The organism is Bradyrhizobium sp. SZCCHNR1053, assembly GCF_032381235.1.
GTDB lineage: Bacteria > Pseudomonadota > Alphaproteobacteria > Rhizobiales > Xanthobacteraceae > Bradyrhizobium.
This window is the reverse complement of the sequence record NZ_JAUHJM010000012.1, coordinates 55,139-76,387: the sequence shown is the minus strand read 5'-3', so window position 1 is coordinate 76,387 and position 21,249 is coordinate 55,139. Positions and strand designations below refer to the sequence as shown.

Annotated in this window: 10 protein-coding genes; 8 read left to right on the top strand and 2 right to left on the bottom strand. The window is 64.4% G+C overall.

Annotated elements, in window-relative coordinates; all coding sequences use genetic code 11:
- Nucleotides 1-34: 34 nt before the first annotated feature.
- The 3 genes from QX051_RS24005 to QX051_RS23995 all read left to right on the top strand — a co-directional run bounded on the left by QX051_RS24005 (nucleotide 35) and on the right by QX051_RS23995 (nucleotide 11,563).
- Nucleotides 35-5,704: a hypothetical protein gene (locus QX051_RS24005; protein WP_315777819.1), complete on the top strand. Its 5,670-nt coding sequence runs from the start codon at nucleotides 35-37 to the stop codon at nucleotides 5,702-5,704.
- Nucleotides 5,697-7,580 (top strand): hypothetical protein, encoded by a 1,884-nt coding sequence (locus QX051_RS24000; RefSeq protein ID WP_315777818.1) that lies wholly within the window; start codon nucleotides 5,697-5,699, stop codon nucleotides 7,578-7,580. Before QX051_RS24005 ends, QX051_RS24000 begins: the two co-directional genes overlap by 8 nt.
- An 878-nt stretch (nucleotides 7,581-8,458) precedes the next feature.
- The gene (locus tag QX051_RS23995) at nucleotides 8,459-11,563 is read left to right on the top strand and encodes a DEAD/DEAH box helicase (RefSeq protein WP_315777882.1); all 3,105 of its coding nucleotides are present in this window, start codon (nucleotides 8,459-8,461) and stop codon (nucleotides 11,561-11,563) included.
- 285 nt (nucleotides 11,564-11,848) lie between these two features.
- Here the strand turns inward: QX051_RS23995 and QX051_RS23990 are convergent, their stop codons facing one another.
- On the bottom strand, nucleotides 11,849-13,552 hold the full coding sequence (locus QX051_RS23990; protein ID WP_315736160.1) for a hypothetical protein: 1,704 nt from the start codon (nucleotides 13,550-13,552) through the stop codon (nucleotides 11,849-11,851).
- 230 nt (nucleotides 13,553-13,782) lie between these two features.
- Between QX051_RS23990 and QX051_RS23985 the strand changes: the two genes are divergently transcribed.
- The 5 genes from QX051_RS23985 (at nucleotide 13,783) to QX051_RS23965 (ending at nucleotide 20,014) form a co-directional block, all read left to right on the top strand.
- Nucleotides 13,783-14,907 (top strand): phosphatase PAP2 family protein, encoded by a 1,125-nt coding sequence (locus tag QX051_RS23985; RefSeq protein WP_315777817.1) that lies wholly within the window; start codon nucleotides 13,783-13,785, stop codon nucleotides 14,905-14,907.
- A 17-nt stretch (nucleotides 14,908-14,924) separates the two neighbouring features.
- Nucleotides 14,925-17,042: a S8 family serine peptidase gene (locus tag QX051_RS23980; protein WP_315777816.1), complete on the top strand. Its 2,118-nt coding sequence runs from the start codon at nucleotides 14,925-14,927 to the stop codon at nucleotides 17,040-17,042.
- A gap of 260 nt (nucleotides 17,043-17,302) precedes the next feature.
- On the top strand, nucleotides 17,303-17,608 hold the full coding sequence (locus tag QX051_RS23975) for a hypothetical protein (RefSeq protein ID WP_315736163.1): 306 nt from the start codon (nucleotides 17,303-17,305) through the stop codon (nucleotides 17,606-17,608).
- 100 nt (nucleotides 17,609-17,708) lie between these two features.
- Nucleotides 17,709-18,725 (top strand): hypothetical protein, encoded by a 1,017-nt coding sequence (locus QX051_RS23970; protein ID WP_315777815.1) that lies wholly within the window; start codon nucleotides 17,709-17,711, stop codon nucleotides 18,723-18,725.
- Between the two features lie 218 nt (nucleotides 18,726-18,943).
- Nucleotides 18,944-20,014, top strand: a complete 1,071-nt coding sequence (locus tag QX051_RS23965; RefSeq protein WP_315736165.1) for a hypothetical protein — start codon at nucleotides 18,944-18,946, stop codon at nucleotides 20,012-20,014.
- 361 nt (nucleotides 20,015-20,375) lie between these two features.
- Here QX051_RS23965 and QX051_RS23960 read toward each other — a convergent pair whose 3' ends face one another.
- Nucleotides 20,376-20,507 carry a hypothetical protein gene (locus tag QX051_RS23960; protein WP_315736166.1) on the bottom strand — a complete coding sequence of 44 codons (132 nt, stop codon included), beginning with the start codon at nucleotides 20,505-20,507 and terminating at the stop codon, nucleotides 20,376-20,378.
- Between the last annotated feature and the right edge of the window lie 742 nt (nucleotides 20,508-21,249).

Genomic DNA, 21,249 nt, shown 5'->3' with positions numbered 1-21,249 from the left:
CGCAGCGGACACGACAGGGGGCGGCGGAGGCGAAATGGCCGAGTTCGATGATATCCGCAAGGAGCTGGAAGCGTCGCGCGCCGCGGCCGATGCGACGTCGCGCGAGATCGGCCGGCTTCGCCAGACCCGCGCGCGGCTGATCCGCGACCGCGCACGGGCCGAGCGCGTCAGCAAGGGCGCCGACGATCCGGCGCTGGCGGCGATCGACAAGGAGATCAAGGCGGCGGCCTCCGAGATCGAGCGGCTGGGCGGTGCGCTGAAGGCGGCGAAGGACGAAGTGGTCCGCAATATCGGGCTGTTCGCGAACTTCACCGATCCGCGCCGCAACATCGGCCTGCTGTCCGATCAGACGCCGATCCTGCTGATGCCGCTGCGGATCGAAACGCGCTTCAAGCAAGCGACGGAATTCGGCGGCGACCGCGACGAGCTGTGGGTCCGGGCTTATCCGGACGACATCGCGGTCGACAGCTTCGAGGAGGCGTTGTCGGAAGACGAGGTGAAGCGCGCCCAGGCCTATTGGGCCGACGTCTGGCGGGCGAACCGCGACACCGCCGGGGAGCGGGCCGCCTGGCGAACGCTGCTGAGCGGACAGGGCTCGGGGCGGTCCTACTACGTGACCCAGACTCATCGCCCGCTCAACGAGGCGGCGCGACCGGCCAGGGTGGAAGGCGTGCCGACCGTGATCCTGACGGTGGTGACCAGCGCGCCGCTGGTCGATCCCGAGCGAGGTGCGGTCAGCACGTTCTGGACGGCGCTGTGGCGCGCGGGGACGGATGCGGCCGCGCAGATGAATGCGATCGCCGCGCTGGACAACGCGCTCGGCGCCGAGCGCGCCGCGGCGGTCCGTGAGGCGTACCGGCCGCGGAATCTCGCCGACGCGCCGCCCGAGGGCGCGGACCGCACGACCACCACGGTCATCGCCGCGTATCTGGAGTTTCCCGCCGCGGACGCCACGCCGATGCGCGAGACCGGCTGGTCGCAGCCGGCGACCGCCCGGACCTTGCCTGATCGCCTCGTCCTGCTCGGCTACAACGGCGGAACGCTCGAACTCGAGCAGCTCGGAAAACCGATTCCGTCGCCGCTGCCGGTCACGCCGTCGCCGACCGGAACGGACGACGCATCGGTCGCGCACGACGGCGACGACATCAAGTTCGGTCCGGAGCTCGAATGGGTGCGCAACTTCGACCGCGCCGTCGAGATCGGCATGGGATTCCGGGTGCCGCTAACGCCGCCCGCCTTCCGTCGTGGCTTCGATCAGTTGATGGTGCTCGGTGTGCGGCTCGGGGCCGATGCAGACGCCGGCCGGGTCGCGCTGGAGCAGTTGTTCACCCATCATCATCAGTCGAAGGCGGGGTTCTCGATCCTGCCGCAGGGCCAGCCGACCAACAACGTCGAGGGCGAGGGCGCCGCCTACAGCTGGCGCGAGGAGTCCGACGTCAGCTTCGATCACTACTTCGGCACTCCGCCCCTGGACCCCGACGGATGGTTCGAGCGGACAGACGGACGCTGCCTCGCCGCCACGCTCGGTCTCGATCCGGCCGCGCTGGCGGCGATCCCCTTCTACCATCGCCACGACGTCAACGACGCCCGCGCCATGAACACGGCGCTGTGGCCGGCCACGCTCGGTTACTTCATGGAGAGCATGCTTCATCCGGTCTTCGACGATTCGACGGTGGAGCGGACCCGCGACTTCTTCGTCCGGCACGTGTCGGCACGCGGGCCGATGCCCACGATCCGCGTCGGTCGTCAGCCCTACGGCATCCTGCCGGCGACGCCGCGCTCGCGCATCCAGTGGATCTTCGCGGGGGCGAACGTCGCAGTCGGGGCCGCGCACGCGCCGGATGATCCGGAACTTCGGTTCCTGACGCGGTTGTATCAGTTGTTGCGCAAGGTCGAGGCCGATCTCGAGCCGCTGATGTCGCGGGTGTCGTACATCGGCAAGCCGGACGGCGACCGTCATCAGATACTGCTCGATGTCCTCGGCCTGCACGCCGGATCGGTGGAATTCCAGCAGCGCTTCGCCGAAAGCTTCAAGGAACTGTACAACCGCCTCGCGATGCAGGGGGCGGGCGGCGCCTTGGTCGCGCTCCTGCTCGCCGCGGGCTATGTTGGAAGCGGGCTCGATCTGCTGAAGCAGCTCGGCTACACGCCGCCCGAGGGGATCGAGGTGCCGGACGTCCTTGAGAAACTCTTTCTCAAGGCGCCCAACCAGCTCAAGGGCCCGCTGATCGACGACCGTCCGTTGTCGGAGACCGAGCAGATCCGCGCCTACACCGCCGGCGGCGACAATTACATCGGCTGGCTGATCAAGGCTGCGGCGACCTCCCACGACGCGCTGCGGCTGCAGCAGGGCTTCACCCAGCGCCCGAACGCGCTGCTGTATCTCATGCTGCATCACGCGCTCGACCTGAGCTTCGTCGAGACCAGCATCCGCCTGTTCTTCAATGCCGGGCTGATCGGCGAGACCGAGCTGAAGGCGGCGCGGCGCGAGCCGAAGTTCTTTCAGGTCGAGGAGGCGAGCCTCGCCGTGCCGGCTGCGGCCGGCGGCAGCCGCTGGCGCTACCTCCACCGCAGCGACGCCGCGGTCACCGGAACGGGACTGAGGACGGTCGGCGAGTTCATCCCGACGGTGCTGACCTCAATGGTCGCCACCGCGTATCTCAAGCGCCAGCTCGATGCGCTCGAACGGCTGAAGAGGTCCCCGACGGCGGTTCTGGAACGGGTGTTCGCCGAGCATCTCGACCTCTGCACCTACCGGTTCGACGCCTGGTACGGCGGCATCATGAGCCGCCAACTGGAGCGGATGCGCTATCCGAACGGTGCCGGCCAGGGGACCGCCCAGCCGGGCGCACCGACCGGCGAGGCGAAGACCGGAATCTATCTCGGCGCCTACGGCTGGCTCGAGAACGTCAAGCCGGAGTTCAAGAAGCTGACGGCGGTCGAGCTGCCGGCAAACCTCGCGGCGATCTTCGCCGATCCGGATGCGCCGCCGCTGATGCGCGACCGCAGCAACCAGGGCTACATCCACGCGCCGTCGCTGAACCAAGCGGTGACCGCCGCGGTGCTGCGCAACGGCTATCTGTCCAACGCCACGCCCGACAATCCCGGCAGCCTCGCTGTCAATCTCAGCTCGGAACGAGTCCGCATCGCGCTGTCGATCATCGAGGGAATGAAGGGCGAGCAGAGTCTCGGCGCGCTGCTCGGCTATCAGTTCGAGCGCGGCCTGCATGACCGCCACGACGTCGAAGTGGACGGGTTCATCTACGACCTCCGCAAGGTGTTCCCGCTGGTCGGCGACCGGCTGGCTCCGACGCGTACCGGCCGGCTCGACGCGTTTGGTCGGCGACTGCGGATCAACCGGGTGGAGGCGCGCAACGTCATCGACGGCCTTGCTTTGGTCGAGCACATCAAGACCAGCGGCGTGAGCAGCTACCCGTTCGGCCACGATGCCGACCTGCCGGCGGCGAGCCCGCAGCAGGCCGCGGCGATCACCGCCGAGGCCGCGCGGATTGCCGACATCGCCGACGCGGTCGCCGACCTCGCGATGGCAGAGAGCGTGCATCAGGTGGTGCAGGGCAATTACGACCGCGCCGGCGCCGTGCTCGACACCTACTCCAAGGGAAAATTCCCGGCGACCCCCGACGTGGTCCGCACGCCGCGGTCGGGGGTGACGCTGACCCATCGGGTGGCGCTGCATCTCAAGGCCGGGCTCGACCCGAACGACGGCGCGCTGACATCGCCGCGGGCGAAGGCGGAGCCTGCGCTCAACGCCTGGCTCGCGGGCATTCTGCCGCCGCCGGCAGCGGTCGCCTGCTCGGTGACGGTCACCGACCCGCTCGATCTCTCCTCCGTCGCCTACAACGTGACGCAGGCCGATCTCGGCCTGCTGCCGATCGACCTGCTGTATCTGCTCGATCCGGACAACGATCCAGCCGCCAAGGCGCTCGACGATCTGATCGAAGCGCATGTGATCGCCGTCCATGCACCGCGCCCGGACGCAATGCTGACGATCGCCTACCGCGAGAGGATTGCGGCGATCGCCGGGCATGTGCCGCTGTTCGAGCTGTCGGCGTTGGTGCGGCATCTCAGAAGCCTGCTGCTGCGCTCGCGTCCGCTCAAGGCGAGCGACATGGCGATGGCCGGCGAGGCGAACGAGGCCGCCGATCTTGACGCGGCGCTCGCGCGCGAGCGGGCGACGCTGCCGCGCGATCTGCTCGCCGCGCGGCTTGCGGATCTCGACGCCTTCCGTACGGCGCTGCAGGCCCGCCTCGACGCCAAGCAGGAGGCCCAGATCGCCACCGAGATCGAGCAGACGATCACCGGCTTCGTGTCGGTGATGCAGGGTCTCGGTCCGTTCGCGGCGCTGCAGACCGGTACCGGTGCCGTCTACGCCGACCGGCGGCGGATCTTCGCCCAGTTGCGCGCCGCACTCGCCGGCTACATCGCTCGATGGACCAGGCAGCTCGCCGAGTTCGACGCACGCATAGTCGCCTACGACGCTGATTCCGGCACGCCGGACGCGGCGAAGTTCCTGGCGCTGCGGGTGGCCGAAAAGCTGATCGCGACCACGGCGACCGACCCTCTACCGGCGCAGCCGGACGATTTCCGCGACGATCTCATGAGCGGCAAGCGCGCCGCCTTTGTTGGACAGCGCGCCGTTCTGATCATGCTCTACGACAATGCGACCGATCTCGCCGCCCTGCATGACGGCATCGAGGCGTCGAAGGCTGCGAACGCCGCGTTCGACGCGGCGGCGATCGACATCGCGGCACAGCGCACGGCGATCGTCGCGCTCGCAGAGGACATGGCGAAGCGCACCGCCGCGCTCGCGCTCGAGCTGACGACGCGGCTGCCGGCGATCCAGGCCCGGCTCGATCAATACGATGCCGCGGCGGAGGCGAAGAACAAGATCGAGGCGTTGACCGCGGCGGCGAAGCTGTTGTTCGGCGAAGATTTCAAGATCGTTCCGGATTTCGGCCTGCCAGCGGCGCAGGCCGGTGAATGGAGCAACGCCTGGGGCGCGGGCGCGCAGGCGGACGAGACCATTCTCGGGTTCGTCAAGACGACGATCGGACGCCGCTTTCCGCTCGACGACTGGTTCACGGGTGTCGCGCGGGTGCGGTCGAAGCTGCACGATCTGGAAGCCTCGCAGCATCTCGCCGACGCGTTCACGGGGGCGGGCGTCGCGCTGCAGGCGCTGCAATTTCCGCATCGTCCCGAGTTGCCGTGGCTCGGACTCGAATTCCCGGAGACCGATGCCGACGGAAAGCCGTTCGGGATCGACGAGGACAAGCTGCTCTATACCGCGCATTTCGCCGAAAGCTTCGATCCGGCGCGGCGGCAACTCGGGCTGTTGCTCGACGAGTGGACCGAAGTGATCCCGCGCCCGACCGAGGATACCGGTCTGGCGTTCCACTTCGACCGGCCAAACGCCGAGCCGCCGCAGACTCTGCTGCTGGCGCTGCCGCCGAAATTTGTCGGCTCGTGGCAGTGGCAGGATCTCGTCGACACGGTGCGCGAGACGATGGACCTCGCCAAGAAGCGCGCGATCGAGCCCGACCACGTCGACACGACCGCCTATGCCCGCTTCCTGCCGGCGCTGGTGTCCGCCGTGACCTTCCATCCGATCACGGCCTCGCTCAACTTCGCTTTCAACAACAACCTCGCCGCGGTGCTGGCCGAGACGGAGACGGGCAATGGCTGACTATGTCGCGGTTCAGAACCTCTCCGCCGTGTTCTCCGGCAAGGTGAAGCTGCCCACCATCACGTTGTGGAACAGGCTCGAGGGCCGCCCACGCACGCACGATTTCGAGCGCGCGCTCAAGGCCGAGGTCCGTGATCCGCTGTGGCTGCTGACGAAGCAGTGGCAGATGGGCGAGTTTCAGGGCGACGACGCCGGCTCGCCCGTCGTCGCCAAGGTGCACATCGAGACCACCGAACTGACGAAATACCGCGCGGCCGGCAATCCGCCGGAAGCGTTCGCCGACGACGTGCCGCTCGAAGCCAAGGTCGAGCGGCGGCCGATCCCGTTCCGTCTCGCCGGCCAGAAGATCGCGTTCGATCTCCGCATCGCCCTGGGCCGGCGCTGGCTGAAGCTCGTCGCCGGCATCGAGCCGGGGCTTGCCCAGCAATTCATCGCGGCGCTGCCGGTCGCCATGCCAGATCCCGCGCTCAAGGCCGATGCGCCGGTCGCCGCCCATCGCGAAGCCTGGCAGACGATGGCGGCGCTGGCCGGCCGGTCGATGGACGGCTACGACCTCGTCGAGCATCTGACGGCCGCGCCCGGCAATCACGCGCACGACCTCGTCGTGCTCGGCAATCCGGCCAGCGCCGCTGCGATCGAGACGGCCGAGGCGGAATTCCTTGGCTGGTACCGGGAGGCGTTCTACCAGTCCGCCGCGGGGGCCGCCGATGCCTGGCTGCCCGATCGCCTCGAATACGCCTTCGCAGCGTCGGCGCCCAAGGCGGGCGGCGAGAAGCTCGTGGTCGCCGACGAATACTTCCAGGGGCATCTCGACTGGTACAATTTCGACGTCGACGCCTCCGGCGCAGGGCTCGGTGACCTGGCGGACGCGCCGCCACCGGCCGCCGTCGAGACGACCTTCACGGCGTCGTTCATCCCGGCGCCGATCCAGTTCGACGGCATGCCGAACACACGCTGGTGGACCTTTGAGGAGGGACGAACGAATTTCGGCGACATCGATCCGGAGACGACGGACGTCAACAAGCTGCTGCTGATCGAATTCGGCCTCGTCTACGCCAACGATTGGTTCCTGATGCCGTTCACGGTGCCGGCTGGGACGATCACCAGGGTCGCCGGCATGAGCGTGACCAACGTCTTCGGCGAGCGGATCTGGGTCGAAGCCGCGGGCAAGGGCGGGGACGCGGATTGGCAACGCTGGTCGATGTTTACGCTGGCGACGAAGGGGAGCGACGACATTCCCGCCGATCTCAGCCTTTTCATCGTGCCCAGCGTGCCGAAGATCCAGGAGAGCGAGCCGCTGGAGTCGGTGGAACTGTTCCGCGACGAGATGGCCAACATGGTGTGGGGCGTCGAGTCGCGGGTGATGTTGGCTTCGGGCGACAGCAAGAGCGGGCGCAGCGCCGCGCTCGACACCCGCCGCTATTTCCGTCGCCTGGTGGAGGAGAGCCTGCCGCCGGGCCCACCACCTGCGCCGCCGATCGAGAACGACGCCGCGATCCGCTATCGGCTGATGAGCGAGATGCCGGAGAACTGGATTCCATTCATCCCGGTGCACATCGACAACGACAGCCGCGAGATCCAGCTGCGTCGCGCCGCAATGCTGCGGGTCATCGACCGCGACCCGGATCCGCCGGTGCGCGTCGAACCTCGCACCGATCTGCTGCGCCACGGTCTCGACCTCCCGCAGCAGCAGGGCTACAATCTCCATGAGGAGGAGGTGCCGCGCGCGGGCATTCGTGTCACCCAGAGCTTCCAGCGCACGCGCTGGTACAACGGCCGCACTTTTGTCTGGCTCGGCATCCGCAAGGAGACCGATCGCGGCGAGCGGTCGAGCAGGCTCGCTTTCGACGCGATCCTTCCGAAGCGGAAGGCATGAACGCATGAAACGTCACCGTCGAAATATAGCGGTGGCGCGGCCGCCGGAGATGGAGGGTTGAACGGGCGCGCCATTCCCAAGTCGGCAATTTCTCGCGCGACGGCAGACGCTCGGCGCCCCAAGATTACGTAGCGGCCGGCAAGTGTGAATATCCGAAGACCCATTCCCGACCTCAGCGCTTCCTTCATGACATAGGAGAAGCAACGGAGAGCCAGCACGAGGAACACCGTTCAAGGTTGAGCGCGGAGAAGTTCGCCTTGATTGTTCCGAATCGAGAGTCACTGCGTTATTGTACGTTGCGGCCTGAGCCTCTTCGGCAGAGGCCCATAGCCATAAGGGCAGAGATCACGCGGCATCGCTTCTAGCATGGGCAACCGCCGGCTCTGCTCAAACCTGGTGACGGGTCGTCCCACCGCAGGCCGTCTCAGCCGGGCTCGTGAATTCTGTGCAGCCCCGTCATCAAGGCTGCAATCACGCTTATCAACGCGTTCGTACCATGGTCATTCAAGAACGAATCTCTGCGTCATAGTTGTCATGGCACCCCAGTCTGCCACGTGGAGCGCGACGATGGTGCTGGTTGGTGACACCGTCGCACTTAAGGGGAGAACGGTGATCGACACTCCGAAGTTTGGATCCCTTGGAGCCGTCGAATCCGCTAAAGCTCGACAAAGATTCGCAGGCTTTCCTGGCATTCGTCAATTCAGCACGAGAATTCAGTGACCACTGCTCTTCGTACGCTCCGTGGCTCAACGCCGCGCAAGAACACATCAGCAAAGCGCTCCGCGTCACCAAAGGCCGCCCCGCGGAAGAAGACATCGGTTGCGACAACAACGAAGGCTCCGATTCGGACCGGCATTTCCTCCTCGTCTCCACTGGGCATGTTGGCGCTGCATGTTACGGCGCGATGGCGTGCTTCGGGCCGAGGCGGACTTGTGTTCCTCGCCGAAAATGAGAGCCGAGCCGAGCTGTTGGGTTCGATCATCCCAGTTATCGAGCCGAGCTGTGATGTGCTCGTCTATCCCCGTTTGAACACGCTTCCGTTCGATCAGCTTGAGCCTTCACGTGATATCGCGGGCCGGCGGAGCTCCGTCTTGAGACGCCTTGCCAGGGCAAAGAAGCCGATCCTGCTGATCACGACGGCGGAGGCCATAATGGAGCTCCTGCCGTTGCCTGCGAACTGGTCTCGTATCGGATTTCCACTTCGGACCGGGGCCGTCTATTCCGAGGAAGACCTTGAGGCCCGTCTGCAAGCTCTCGGGTACGACCTGGACGATAGTCCGGATTATCCCGGTGGAGTTTTGTTTCACGGCAACACCTTCGAGATATTCCCAGCCGGCGCGTTCGGACCTTTTAGGATAGAGCATTCCGGAGGGAGAATCCGGCGCATTGCAGCGATCAATCCGATAGACCAAGAGGTGATTTCCGAAACGAAGGAGCTCCTGATTGACCCGATGTCCGAGCGGCTGGCGTTCACGGGCCGGGCTCGAAGAAGGTCCAGCCTATTGGACTATTGTGCGCGCGCCAAATGGATCGCCGACAGCACCGTGCCCAGGCACGCCGACACCTGGTTGAGCACGATCGAGGATGCGGCCGCCCGCAGTGAGCGCGACCGTGCCTATCTCAGCCGACGCGAATGGGAGCTGTCGGCGAAGAAGATCACTGTGTTGCCGCCAACCACTCCGTATCGTGCGACGCCAGAGTTCTACAAGGCAGCCTCTCCGCGGAAGGCCCTCCGTGCATTTATCGAGGAAGCCCAGCGCGGTAGGGCACGTGTGCTTTTCGTCGCTGCGGTCGAAGCGGATTTGCGTGTGATGGCCCGGATGAGCGCTATCAAGGCTGAATGCGTGCCGGATTGGACGCACGCGACCGCAACGGGCAGGCAGCAGGCCGCATTGCTGGCAGGCTTCGATGCGGGCTTTGTCGTTCCTGGAAAGAAGCCGCTCGTGGTCATCACTGCTGCCGACGTGCTCGGCAGCAGGGCACACCAACCGCAACCGACGAACTGGGCATGGACGCCCGGCTTCGATTCGGGAGACCTCCCTGAACTCGGATCCGTGGTCGTTCATCTGCAACGTGGACTGGCACGCCTTGGCGGCTTGAGATCCATGGGCACGGGAGATCTTTCGGCGCGCGAGATGGTCAGGTTGGTATTCGCCGGAAACGATGCCGTTCTCGTCCCTCTCGCAGAATTGGCCCTGATCTGGCCCTACGCCGCTGAGCTCGGAGACACCTCGCTGGACAAGGCCGACGGCAGCTCATGGCGGCCGCGGCGAGCTGCTGCCGAGACGGAGATTCATGTGGTCGCAAAGGAGCTGGCCAAGCAGATGAGTCAGCGCCGTCGGCGCCCGGCTCCGAAGCTCGTGCCGCGCCCTGCTGTCTATGAGAAGTTCGTCGCGCGTTTTCCCTATTTCACTACCCCCGATCAGGCGAAGGCCATCCGCGACGTTCTGGATGATCTTGCATCGGGGCACCCGATGGACCGGATCGTCTGTGGGGACGTCGGCTTTGGCAAAACCGAGGTGGCGCTGCGAGCAGCGGCAGCCGCCGTGCTGGCCGGAAAGCAGGTCGCTATCGTCGTGCCGACGACAGTGCTGGCACGACAGCATGTCGAAACCTTCCGCAAGCGCTTCGCGCCTCTTGGCATCGATGTTGGAAACCTGTCGCGGGTTGCCTCGACCGCCGAAGCGCGAAAGGTAAGGGAGCGCCTCAAGAGCGGAGAACTCAGGGTCGTCGTCGGGACCCTCTCGCTCGCATCCAAGGAGGTGAGATTTGCCGAACTTGGCCTGATCATCATTGACGAGGAGCAGCATTTCGGCGCTGCTGAGAAAGCCATGCTGTCGGGCCTCAATAAGAACGGCCACAGGCTCTGGATGAGTGCGACTCCGATCCCCCGCACACTTGCGGCCGGCTTGACGGGCTTGAGGGATCTCAGCGTGATCGCGACCCCGCCGGTCCATCGCGTTCCGGTTGCCACCAAGGTGGCACCGCTCTCGGACATAGCTATCGCCGCTGCCCTGGTTCGTGAGCACAGACGTAACGGTCAGAGTTTTGTCGTTTGTCCGCGGATCCAGGATCTCGATCCCCTGCTGGCCAGGATCCACGCGCTGGCGCCGGAACTACGTATCATTACCATTCACGGCAAGTTGCCAACGGACGAGATTGACGAGCGATTGATGGGATTCGTCGAAGGTCGTGCCGATGTACTACTTGCAACCAACATCGTGGAAAGCGGCCTCGACATTCCACGTGCGAACACTATCGTTGTGTGCTGGCCAGAAAAATTTGGCCTGGCACAATTGCATCAGCTCAGGGGACGCGTAGGACGCGGCGGCATCCGGGCGTTTGCACATTTCCTGACGGAAGGCGGCTCCGAACGCTCGGAAAAACGGCTTTCCGCCCTCGAGGAATTGAGCCGTCCGGGCGCCGGCTTCGCGATCAGCGCTCGCGACCTCGACCTCCGCGGCGGCGGCGACCTGCGCTCCGATCGACAATCCGGCCACACGCAGGTGTTCGGACCGACGCTTTACGGCCACCTTCTTACGCTTGCCCTGGAGGGAGACCGCGATGGAATGTCCGCGCTCTGGATCCCTGAGCTGAATCTTCCCATCCCTGAGCTGCTTCCCGCGAGCTATGTGCAATCGGAGGCGGTCCGGCTCGAGATCTATGCTCGAGCCGCTCGGTGCCGGAGTGATGACGAGCTGGAGGAGCTCGAGGATGAAACGCACCGCCGATTCGGCAAGCTGCCATCTGAGGCCAGCAATTTCTTTGCTGTCGCCAAGCTCAGGGTAAGTTGCCGGCAACGAGGGATCATGCGTCTCGATGTCGGCCCGGATGCGATTGCTGCAACGATGCTCGCAGGGAGGATCGGTAAATTACGCTCGCGCTCACTGCAGCGCGAGGGCGATCGCGTCGTCTATCCCGGGCGCAGCGATGAACCTGCCTTACGAAGGGTCGAACAGTTCTTGGATCTATTGGACGAATGAAGGGTGACGCGTCACTCGACTTGAAGCGATCCTGTGGACCCTGCTCGGCGCCTGAAATGAAAGCGATGGAGCTTGACCCTTGGCAAGGACGATTGAGAGAACCCTTGTTGCGCTGACGCAGAGACGATCGTTCGAGCTATTCTGAAGCGGCTCGTCGGATGAGGCGTCCTTGGGCTTTTCTTTCGTGGCCTTCGCCCGCGTCATCAGTCGTGCGCGTGGACTGCGTTGCGACCGTAAGCGATCGCGTCTGCCGCTCCACAACCTCTCGGATGAAGCGTGACGCCGCTAGAACTGTTGGGCTGGCAGCGAGTTGATGATTGATGTCCGATGGAGGCCAGCCGCGGGATAGGCCTTATCCCTCAGCTTGTCATATGAGAAGTCTGGTTCCGTTGTCTGTAGCTTGCGAACCATCTCGAAAGAAAGCTCACGGTGCCCATTATGCGCATAGAGAGCCGACAAATATCGCAAGGGGGGCGCAAAGGTCGGAGCAAGAGCATGGCTGGCTTCTGCAAGATGGACGGCCTTGTCCAGTTCTCCCGCCATCGTCCCCGCAATGCAGCTCAGGGCATCGAGCTGAAAACGGAATGGTGCCGCACCAGCGATCGTACGGGCAAGCAATGTGTGCTGGAAGCCGTCCTCTGGTTTGCCGAGATAGCTCTTTGCGATTCCCAGGCAGGCCCAGGCGATCGGGTTGGCGTGGTTCAGTTGAATGGCTCGCTCGGCCAGCTCATAGGCGGCAACGTACGAGCGTCGCATCATGGAATGGACATGCGCGCTCAGGCCAGCAACATAGGAGTTGTAGGGTTCGAGCTCCAGCGCCCGGTACATCAGATCGAAAGCCTCCGCCTCGATCGTCTGGCGGCAGTTGAATTGGCGCTCGGCGAGCATGAAGGTGCGCAAATAGGCGCGCCACGCGAGGTAGATACCGCGTGGCTCGGCCGCGAAAGCAGCCGCGAACAGCTTGTCGGCGGACTCGAAGTTGGCTCTGCCAAGTCGAAACAGGCGCAGGATACCAGCATAGCATAGATGGGAGGCAGACCTCGGAGCGCCATCCTCGATATGAGCGAGCTGATCGACGGCGAAGTTGACCACCAGGTTGATGGTTCTCATCACATTGGTGTCGTTCAGGTCGAGCGTACCGTCGCCGTTGATCTGCAATGTCGACGACCATGCCAGCGTGTTCGCAGGGCGCTGCAGCAGCGCGAGCCGAACGATCTTGCTCGTGTCAGATCCGAACACATCAGAGCGCAGGGACAGCGTGCTGACCGAGGCGCCATCGTCACCAGTCAAGCCATCTCCGGGCAAAGTGTCCGCCGGCCAGGCGGCCGACGCGCTCATGTCGCGACGATCTTGGATCGTGGCTACGCCCAGTTCCTTGATCGTCTTGGCGATGGAATCGACGAGGCTATCCGTCACGACCGCGGCATCCGACGGGCCTGTCCGGCAGCCGGGGATCAGGACGATCCGGTTTCGTGAGGGCCGCTCCTTGGGGGGCTGCAGGTGCTCTGCAAGGTCGGTCGCGAGATTGGCGGCGTGGTGGAGTTCAGGCGCCGGCGCGACGTGCGTCTGGAATCGCGCACGCTCCTCGCGCAGCCAATCCTCGAACTCCTCCTCTGCAATGTCAAAGCCTTCAAGAAACTCACCTTGGGGAGGCGCCATCGTCTGCTGCGGTGACGCGGTAGCGTAACGGGCGATGTCGGTCTCAAATAGCTTTGGATCGAGCGAAATGACGAAGCTGTCAGCGCAAAGCAGAGAGCGGTAGTCGCCCAGCGCCTTGCGGATTTCGGTCAGGCTTTGGCGAAGGCTGGCCGCGCCTTGCTCCTTGCCGCGGCTACCCCAGAGCCTGTCCTGGATCCAGACCCGCGATCGCTTGTGCTCACGCGCCAGCGCCAACATCGCAATGAGAGCGCAAGCCTTGCGTCCTCTGGGCGTGCAATCCTCGCCAGAAGCCTTGACCACGCGAAACGGACCAAGAAGCTTGATCAGCAATTTTGGATCGGAGCTCACATTCGTCGCCCACAACCATGATGTAATCAGTCGTTAAAATACGGAAATCAATGATTGAGTAGTGAAGTCTCCAACACCCTTGCTGTCAACGTGAAAAATCCGTGAAACGCCGTCATTTCGAAAGCGGGCGGCTTGACCGCGCGTGCCGTCAAAACGACCATTCAGTGGTAACGGGCGGAGCAAGTCCGCCGGGCCAGGCAGGGAGGCGGCAGATGGCATGGCTAAGCGGTGAGAGCGGAGAAAGCGGAGAAAGCGGCGAAAGTGGTGAGAGCGGCGAAAGCGGTGAAAGCGGCGAGGGCCGCCGTGCCCACGCCTCATCGCGCGCACGCGCGCTGATTACCAGCCGGGAGGGCGTCGTCGGCTACTGGAACCAGCCGTCACACATTCCTGATCACTATACTGCCGGGCCGGAGGCGCTCGATCGCTGGTCGCGCGACGTGCGACTGCGCATCTTCGCTGGCGAGCTGTTGTCGGGCCTTGTCTATGACGAAGGCGAGACCTCGATCTCGCTTCAGTACCGTGGCCGCAGCGATGAGACGTTCACGCCGATCGTGCACATGATCCGTCCCAATGCCGCGGACTTCGCCAGACAAGCGGCTTGGGTGTTCAACTATGCCGCGCTGCGGATGGAACGCAGCAGCGAGATCCTCGCCGAGCTGCACGATTTCACCAGCTTCTTGGGCCTGGTCGGATACTGGAATCCGAGCCGCAGCCCGCACACCGCCGAGCTGCTGGCGCTGATCCTGCAGGTGACGACCACGATCGAAATGCGGGTCAAGCATGCGCTCACCTGCCGGCGCCCAATCGAATACTCACCGCAGATACAGCCGATGATCCAGACGCCGGGGCATGGGTCGCTGCCGAGCGGCCATGCCACGGAATCCTTTGCCGCGGCCTTCGTGATCAATGCCCTCATGCGCAAGGCGAGGACCGGGCGAGACGATGTCGATGCGACCGATCCAGTGTTCGTGCAGCTGATGCGCCACGCCGAGCGCATTGCCATCAACCGGACGGTCGCCGGCGTGCATTTTCCGGTCGACAGCGTGGCCGGTATGGTGCTGGGCTGGACCTTGGCGGAGCTGTTCATTGCGCGCTGCTCCGGCTGCGGCCAGGTCACGATGCGCAAGTTCGACGGGCGGGGGTTCAACGACGATTTCCGCTACGACGATGTGCTGGCGATGTCCTACAGGCGATCGGCCGCTGCGAACGTCGCCAGCGAGCAGGGTGGCGGCGGCGCGATCATCGAGGCCGGCACGCCATCGACCGTTCCAGCCTCGCCGATCTTGCAGCATCTCTGGACGCAGGCGCTCGCCGAGTGCCGCCTGATCGTCGGCTGACACGAAAGGACAGGCGCATGAGAGACTGGCGAGGAGATCGGGCCGAACGAGCCAATCCCTATCAGGACTGGGAGTTGCGCAACAGGCCGCTCGGCAAGAGGCTGGACTGGTGCAGCGCGCAGATCCAACTGCTGCCGGAGGCCAACGGCAGCTATGTGGCCCATCTCGGCCAGTTGGCCGCCATCGTGGCCGCCGGCCATGAGCCGGACGAGCCTGCTGACGCGCTGACCATCCGCATGTCGGCCGACGAATTCGATCTGCTGACGAAGCTGATCGACGACATCCGCATCGGTCGCGTCCCGCCGCCGGACGATCCGCGCGATGTGCAGTTCTTTATCTACCGGCCCGAAGACATCGCCAATCGCACTGCCGCCAACGGTCTCTTCACGACGATCCATGTCGGCCCGCCGATTCCAGGGCTCCGCTTCGACGCAGTCATCGCCGCGCCGACCGATCTCGGCAAGCCGTTGACGGATTTGACGCGGCAGGTCGCTATCGGCGTCATCGATGACGGCATCGCCTTTGCCAACCGCCGTTTTCGCAGCAGGAGCGGCAGATCGCGCATCCGAGCGATCTGGCTGCAGGATGTCGAGCGCCGGACCAAGGATTTCGGCGTCGCCGCCGGGCAGCGGCTCACTGGCGATGAGCTCGACGTGCTGTTTGCGGCGAATGCGAGCGAGGCCGACATCTATCGCGCGTTCGGCATGACCGATTTCGGCAATGATCAGCACAAGCCGCTGGCGCAACGGGTCTCGCACGGCACACACATCCTCGATCTCTCCGGCGGCTACGATCCGGCCGCGGAAGATATCGCCAGCAAGCGGCCTCTGTTGGCGGTGCAACTGCCGTCGCCGGTGTCCGGCGATACGACCGGCGTCACCATGGCGAGCTATGTGCTGCAGGGAGCGCGCCAGATCATGCTGTGGGCCGACCGGATCAGCCCGAAGCTGCCGCTCGTCATCAATTTCAGCTATGGCATCGCCGCCGGCCCCAAGAACGGCAGCCACGAGATCGAGCAGGCTCTGTCGCGGATGATCGAGCGCCGCAACCAGCGCGGCGGGCCGACCTATCTGGTGCTGCCGGCCGGCAACAGCTATCGCGAGCGGACTACGGGCCGGATGGCTGTGCAGCCCGGCGCCTCCGATCAGATCGATTGGATCATGCTGCCGGATGACGGTACGTCCAATCATCTCGAGATCTGGCTCGACGGCGAAGCGATCGCGCAGCAATGGCCGCGCGTCGGCGTCAGCCTGACGCCGCCCGGCGATGTGCCGCGCATGATCGACGGATTCGGTGATGGCGATGTGCAGGTGCTGGAGGATGACGGCAAGCCGATCGCCGCCATCAATGGCCACCTGGCCAAGGTGGCCGGCCAGCCCGATCGCGTCCGCTTTCATCTGTCGGTCAATCCGACCACCGCGCGCTGGAGCGTGAGGCATCCAGCGCCGGCCGGACGCTGGCGGCTTTCCGTCACCAACGGATCGGAGGCGCCGCTGACCGCACATCTCTACATCCAGCGCGACGATACCCCGCTGGGCTACGTGCAGCATGGACGTCAGTCCTATTTCGATCATGCAGGGGGCTATCAGCGTGCGGCGTTGGATGGCAGCTACAGCGATCCGGACAGCAGCGGCTGCCCCATGACTCGCGAGGACACCCTGTCGGCGCTCGCGACCGGCGCGGGCGCGCTCGTGGTCGGCGCCGTCGATGCCGCGGGCCAGCCGACGGATTATACGGCGAGCGGTCCGACGCCGGGGCGCGCCGAGCCCGATTGTGCTGCCATCGCCGACCAGGGGCCCGCGCATTGGGGCGTGCTCGCGGCCGGTACGCGGAGCGGTTCGGTGGTGGCGATGCGCGGCACCAGCGTGGCAGCGCCGCAACTCGTACGTCGGCTCGCAGATTATCTCGCATCGCTGCAACCAGGCCCGGTGCTTGCGTCGCTTGCGGTGACCGACGGTCCCGTGGCCAGCTCCGACGTCCCGCCGCCGGGCGCCGCCGTGCTCGAGCCGATCAAGCAGGATGCGGTCGCCGCTTCGCCGTGTGACCATGCCCGTATCGGCGGTTTCATCCTGCGTGCGAGCGGCCACCCCGGCGTGCCGCCGCGGACCTATCCGCGCAGCCCAAACTTGCGCTGAGCCCGACTCCCTGGTTCGCCGCCGCGCAATTGCAGCATGCTGGCAGACAGTGAGCCAGCACAGGCGCGCCTCGACTCCCAGCCTGCATCCGATGCTTCTTGCGCCGCGCCGTTGCCGACGCGCGTCGTAAGCGCAAGTGCGTGAGTGCAGATGGCGTCGTTCCAATGCATTTTTGACGATGCTCTTGCGATGTCCTGACGATCGTCTCACACCACCTCGGCATAGTTCCTCCCGTGCAAACGAGACAACAGGAGGATTCAATGCGCAGATCCAATATCCGTATCGTGATGGGCTTGATCATCTCGCCCTTGCTGATGTCCCAGGCCTCCGGTCAGAACCTCAAGGACCTGGTGCCGACCTATCAGCCGCATCAACAAACCGACAGCGAGCGGTTGCAGAACTTCCACGCTCCAGCCCCGCCTCCGACCAACTATCCGAACATCAGCCGTGATCCTTCCACCAACGAGCCGCGGCTCAACGTCAACCGCGATGTCTCGCTCGGCGGCAACGTGACCCGCAACAGCGCCGAGGGAAACGTCCGCTTCCCGATTCCGGGATCTCGCTAGGCGCTGTTCGGCGACCTGGATGGCAGCTCGCCGTCCAGGCGCGGCGTCTCGAAAGCGGGCCGCTGATTCAAACAATCATGATGACCTGAGGAGATTGCAGATGAAGAGTCTTCGACTGATGGCCTGCTCCGCCATGCTGTTGCCCAGCGTCGCTCTGGCGCAACAGCAGATTCCGACAGGCTCACTGCCGCCCGACATCGCGGCCGCGATCAAGGCGGCTCCGCTGACGCAGACGCTGATTCCGATCAGCGGTGAGGAGAAATTCGCGCAGCAGATCATCAAGGCAGACGAGATTTCCTTCGCGGCGGGGGCAAAGCTGACGCTGACCGGATTGAACTATCCCTACATCGTGGTGGCCGCGCAACGCATCAAGTTCGCCAACCCCGACAGCTACAGCATCATCCAGCGCGATCCGCAGGCCGTGGCCGCCGTCGGCAGTGACGGCCCTGCAGGTCCCAATGGCGCCGACAATCCCGGCGAGACCAACCGGACCGGCAATCCAGGCTATCCCGGCGGCCCTGGCGGGCCTGCCGTGGCCGGACAGACCCGGCAACTGCCCGACGTCTATCTGGTCGCCGGAGAGCTCTCCGATCCGAAAGGGCCGATCCCGGCTGGTCTTCTCAACCTCGTCCTTCTCTTCCGCGGCATTGACGGCGGCGATGGTGGGACCGGGGGAAAAGGTGGCAACGGCGGTCGGGCCGGAAACGGCAAGGAAGGGGCCACGAGTCTGTTCGACTGCAAGGAGGGTGGCGGCCCCGGCGGGACGGGAGGCGCTGCCGGTCCCGGAGGACGCGGCGGTGACGCCGGCGCTGGGGGACAAGGCGCCGATCTCGTCTTCGTCACGACCAGACCTGCCTACGAAGTCCTGAGCTATTCGCGGATCAACAATGTCGGCGGGCGGGCCGGGCTCCCCGGTCGGGGCGGCAGCCCGGGCAATCCGGGCCCCGGCGGCCAGGGCGCGCCGGCCAATGGCTGGTGCAAGGGCACGGGCGGAGGATCGCCAGGCAATTTCCCGTCGCCTGCAAACCTCGGCTTCGGCAATCCGTCTGCGGACGGCGCAAAGGGCACGGTCACGGCGGTCATTCTTCCGTCCGTCGGTCCTCTGTTTGGCAAGTGATGCGGCGAGCGGCGGATGAAACCTGCAGGCCGCGTCCTGCAGGTTTCGTCCGCCAGCGCGCGAACGCGCACTCACCTTCTCCTACCAGAAGGGGCGCAACGAGGAGACGGCCAGGCGAACGGACCTGTACAAGCTCTCGCTCAATTTCAGGACCTGTGCCGCCTTCGCTGGCTTCTCGGGCGGACGCTGCACCGCCGATAAGGACTGAGCTGGTAGTCATGACCGGGTTCTGGAAGCTCTACGGCTTCACGACGGAGGGAGATGATATGGACAAGGCCATCGACGGTTTCGTTCAGGTGCTGAGCTTCGTGCTCGCCTCATCCTCGACCGCAGCGCTGCTGGCGGTCGGACTGATCCTGCTGCTCATCACCACGGTGTTCGCCTGCATCGCGCTCAGGTCAAAACCGGAAGAGGTCACCTCGTTCTTCAAGGCGGCGTTCTTCCTTTGCCTGGTTGGTGGCATCCTGTTCTCCGCGGCCGGCCCGTCCCTGGCGCTGTTCTACGTGTCGCAGGATCCGATTCGCAGGAAGTCGGTCAATGAAGCGATCGACGATCTCGCCAGCAACAGACGTGTGCGCTATGTCATCCGCATGATCTCGCGCAGCCCCTCCGATGCCGCCCTCGGCATCGACGCGCTGACCCAGCTCGGTCCGCCCCGGCAGAGATATTCCTTCGTCGCCGACTACGAGGAGTTGAAGGGTCATACGGTCAAGGAAGCGCTCGACCTGTTCGGCATCGGCTATGTCGCCGGATACCGTGTATCAGTCGTGATCTTTCCCCTGCAGATCGATCTCTATCCGGCCAATGCGCGGGGGCTGTTGCAGGTCGTCAGCAATGTCGAGGCCGGCGTCGCGCCGGAGGATCGCTTTCTCAAGCCCGGCAAGCTTCACGACGCGGAGCTCAAGGAGTTCGGCGACACCGGCATTCAGACCTACCGTATCGACAACTTCAAGCCGTTCTACCCGCATTATTGCGAGCTGGCGCAGACCTTCTTCTGCGGGCGCTACGCCGCCAAGGAGCTCGTCGGCGGCCTCTACCGCGATTGGCATCCGCTCGGCTTCTCGCAGAAGAATCCACCGACCCAACCCTGCACGATTCCCAAGGAGAAGTTCTGCGCCTTCTCGGACTGGGACAAGGTGCGGCAGGACTTCAAGGGCCACTTCGGTGTTCGCGCGTTCCTGATCGAAAATCTCGAGATTGGCAAGATTCCCGGGCGCATGCTGTTCGACTTCCAGGATCCGCAGCGCGACAGGATCCCCGAGTTGGGGCTTCCACCGGCGCTCGACTGACCTACGCTTGTCAGCGAAGGAAGCCTATGGAGGTCCGGTAGGTAGTGCCTGCCCACCAGGAGATGGACCCGTTGAAGGCACGTACAGTTCGGGGGAGTTTGGTCGTGTTGGCCTCGATCATTGAAAGCAGCAGCGCAGGGTTTCTCGCCGATCACGCAGAATGCTTCGGGATGCGTCGTAGCGCGCGCATGCTGTCCTACTCATTGGCCTACCAAGCCATCATGCGCACCGGCTCCTGCCAAGACTCCGCTGCGTGCGTATAGGCGCGGCAAACCTCGTTGACTTCTTGATGCGCAAGCCGGCGCTCAATCGCATCCGCGTTCCATTGGCCACCTTCATTCAATGGGACCGAGGCGGTCGATCAAAGACCGTGAGCGGTGATCTCGGTCTTATCGCAGCCGAGTCTGCATAGCGCAGCATTCAGCGTATTGTCGTCGATCGGGCGACGATAGGCGAAGCGCCAGAGTTTCGATCCGGTCGCGGTGACGAGCATGAAGAGCTCGCTTCATCTGAGCGCTTGTAGCCTTTCTCAGCCGGCTTCAGGTGCGGGAAATAGGGGCCGGACTTGGCCGGCATAGGTTCGATTCCACCCAAGACTTGCGATACATGACCCCCGCGAACTCCCATCAAGGATACCAGTAGAGAGGACGGATACCAACAAGACGGGGCGGACGCCGGCGAAGGGGCAAACGGCGGCTTGTCTTTGATCTTGAGGGGGGAACGAACGTCGGCGGATGCGAGCGGAGGGTGAAATGATGCCCTGGCCGGAATCGAACAATGGCCAATACTGTCGTAAAATCAGGCTCTTCCGGAAGCCCTGCCAGTCTGTACTCACAGCGTTACTCACACGGTTTTTGGTTCCCAACTCGGGCTGGTTCGGTTCTCATTCGATCGAAATTCTCGCCGGCTCTTCAAATGTGTCGGTTGATCTCGTGCGCGGCGGACGAAGCGAGGCGTCCGCCAATTTCTTGCACGAACTGTGAACTCATGGCACGCGCAGGCTCCTGCGGTAAGTGACCGACTGCCTGCTGTGCTTCACGATGACCAGTCCGGTCAGGCGTCAGCATCAGAAAATCCATTGACGCCGGAAGAATGGAGCCAATGAGTCTCCCTCCTTGTAAACGAGGGTAAATAGGGAGCACGCACATTGGCTAGCGCCTGTCGGATTTCATCATATAAATACCGAGCAGAATGCACGCTCCTATGACTATCCATGTTTCCATGGTGCCGGACAC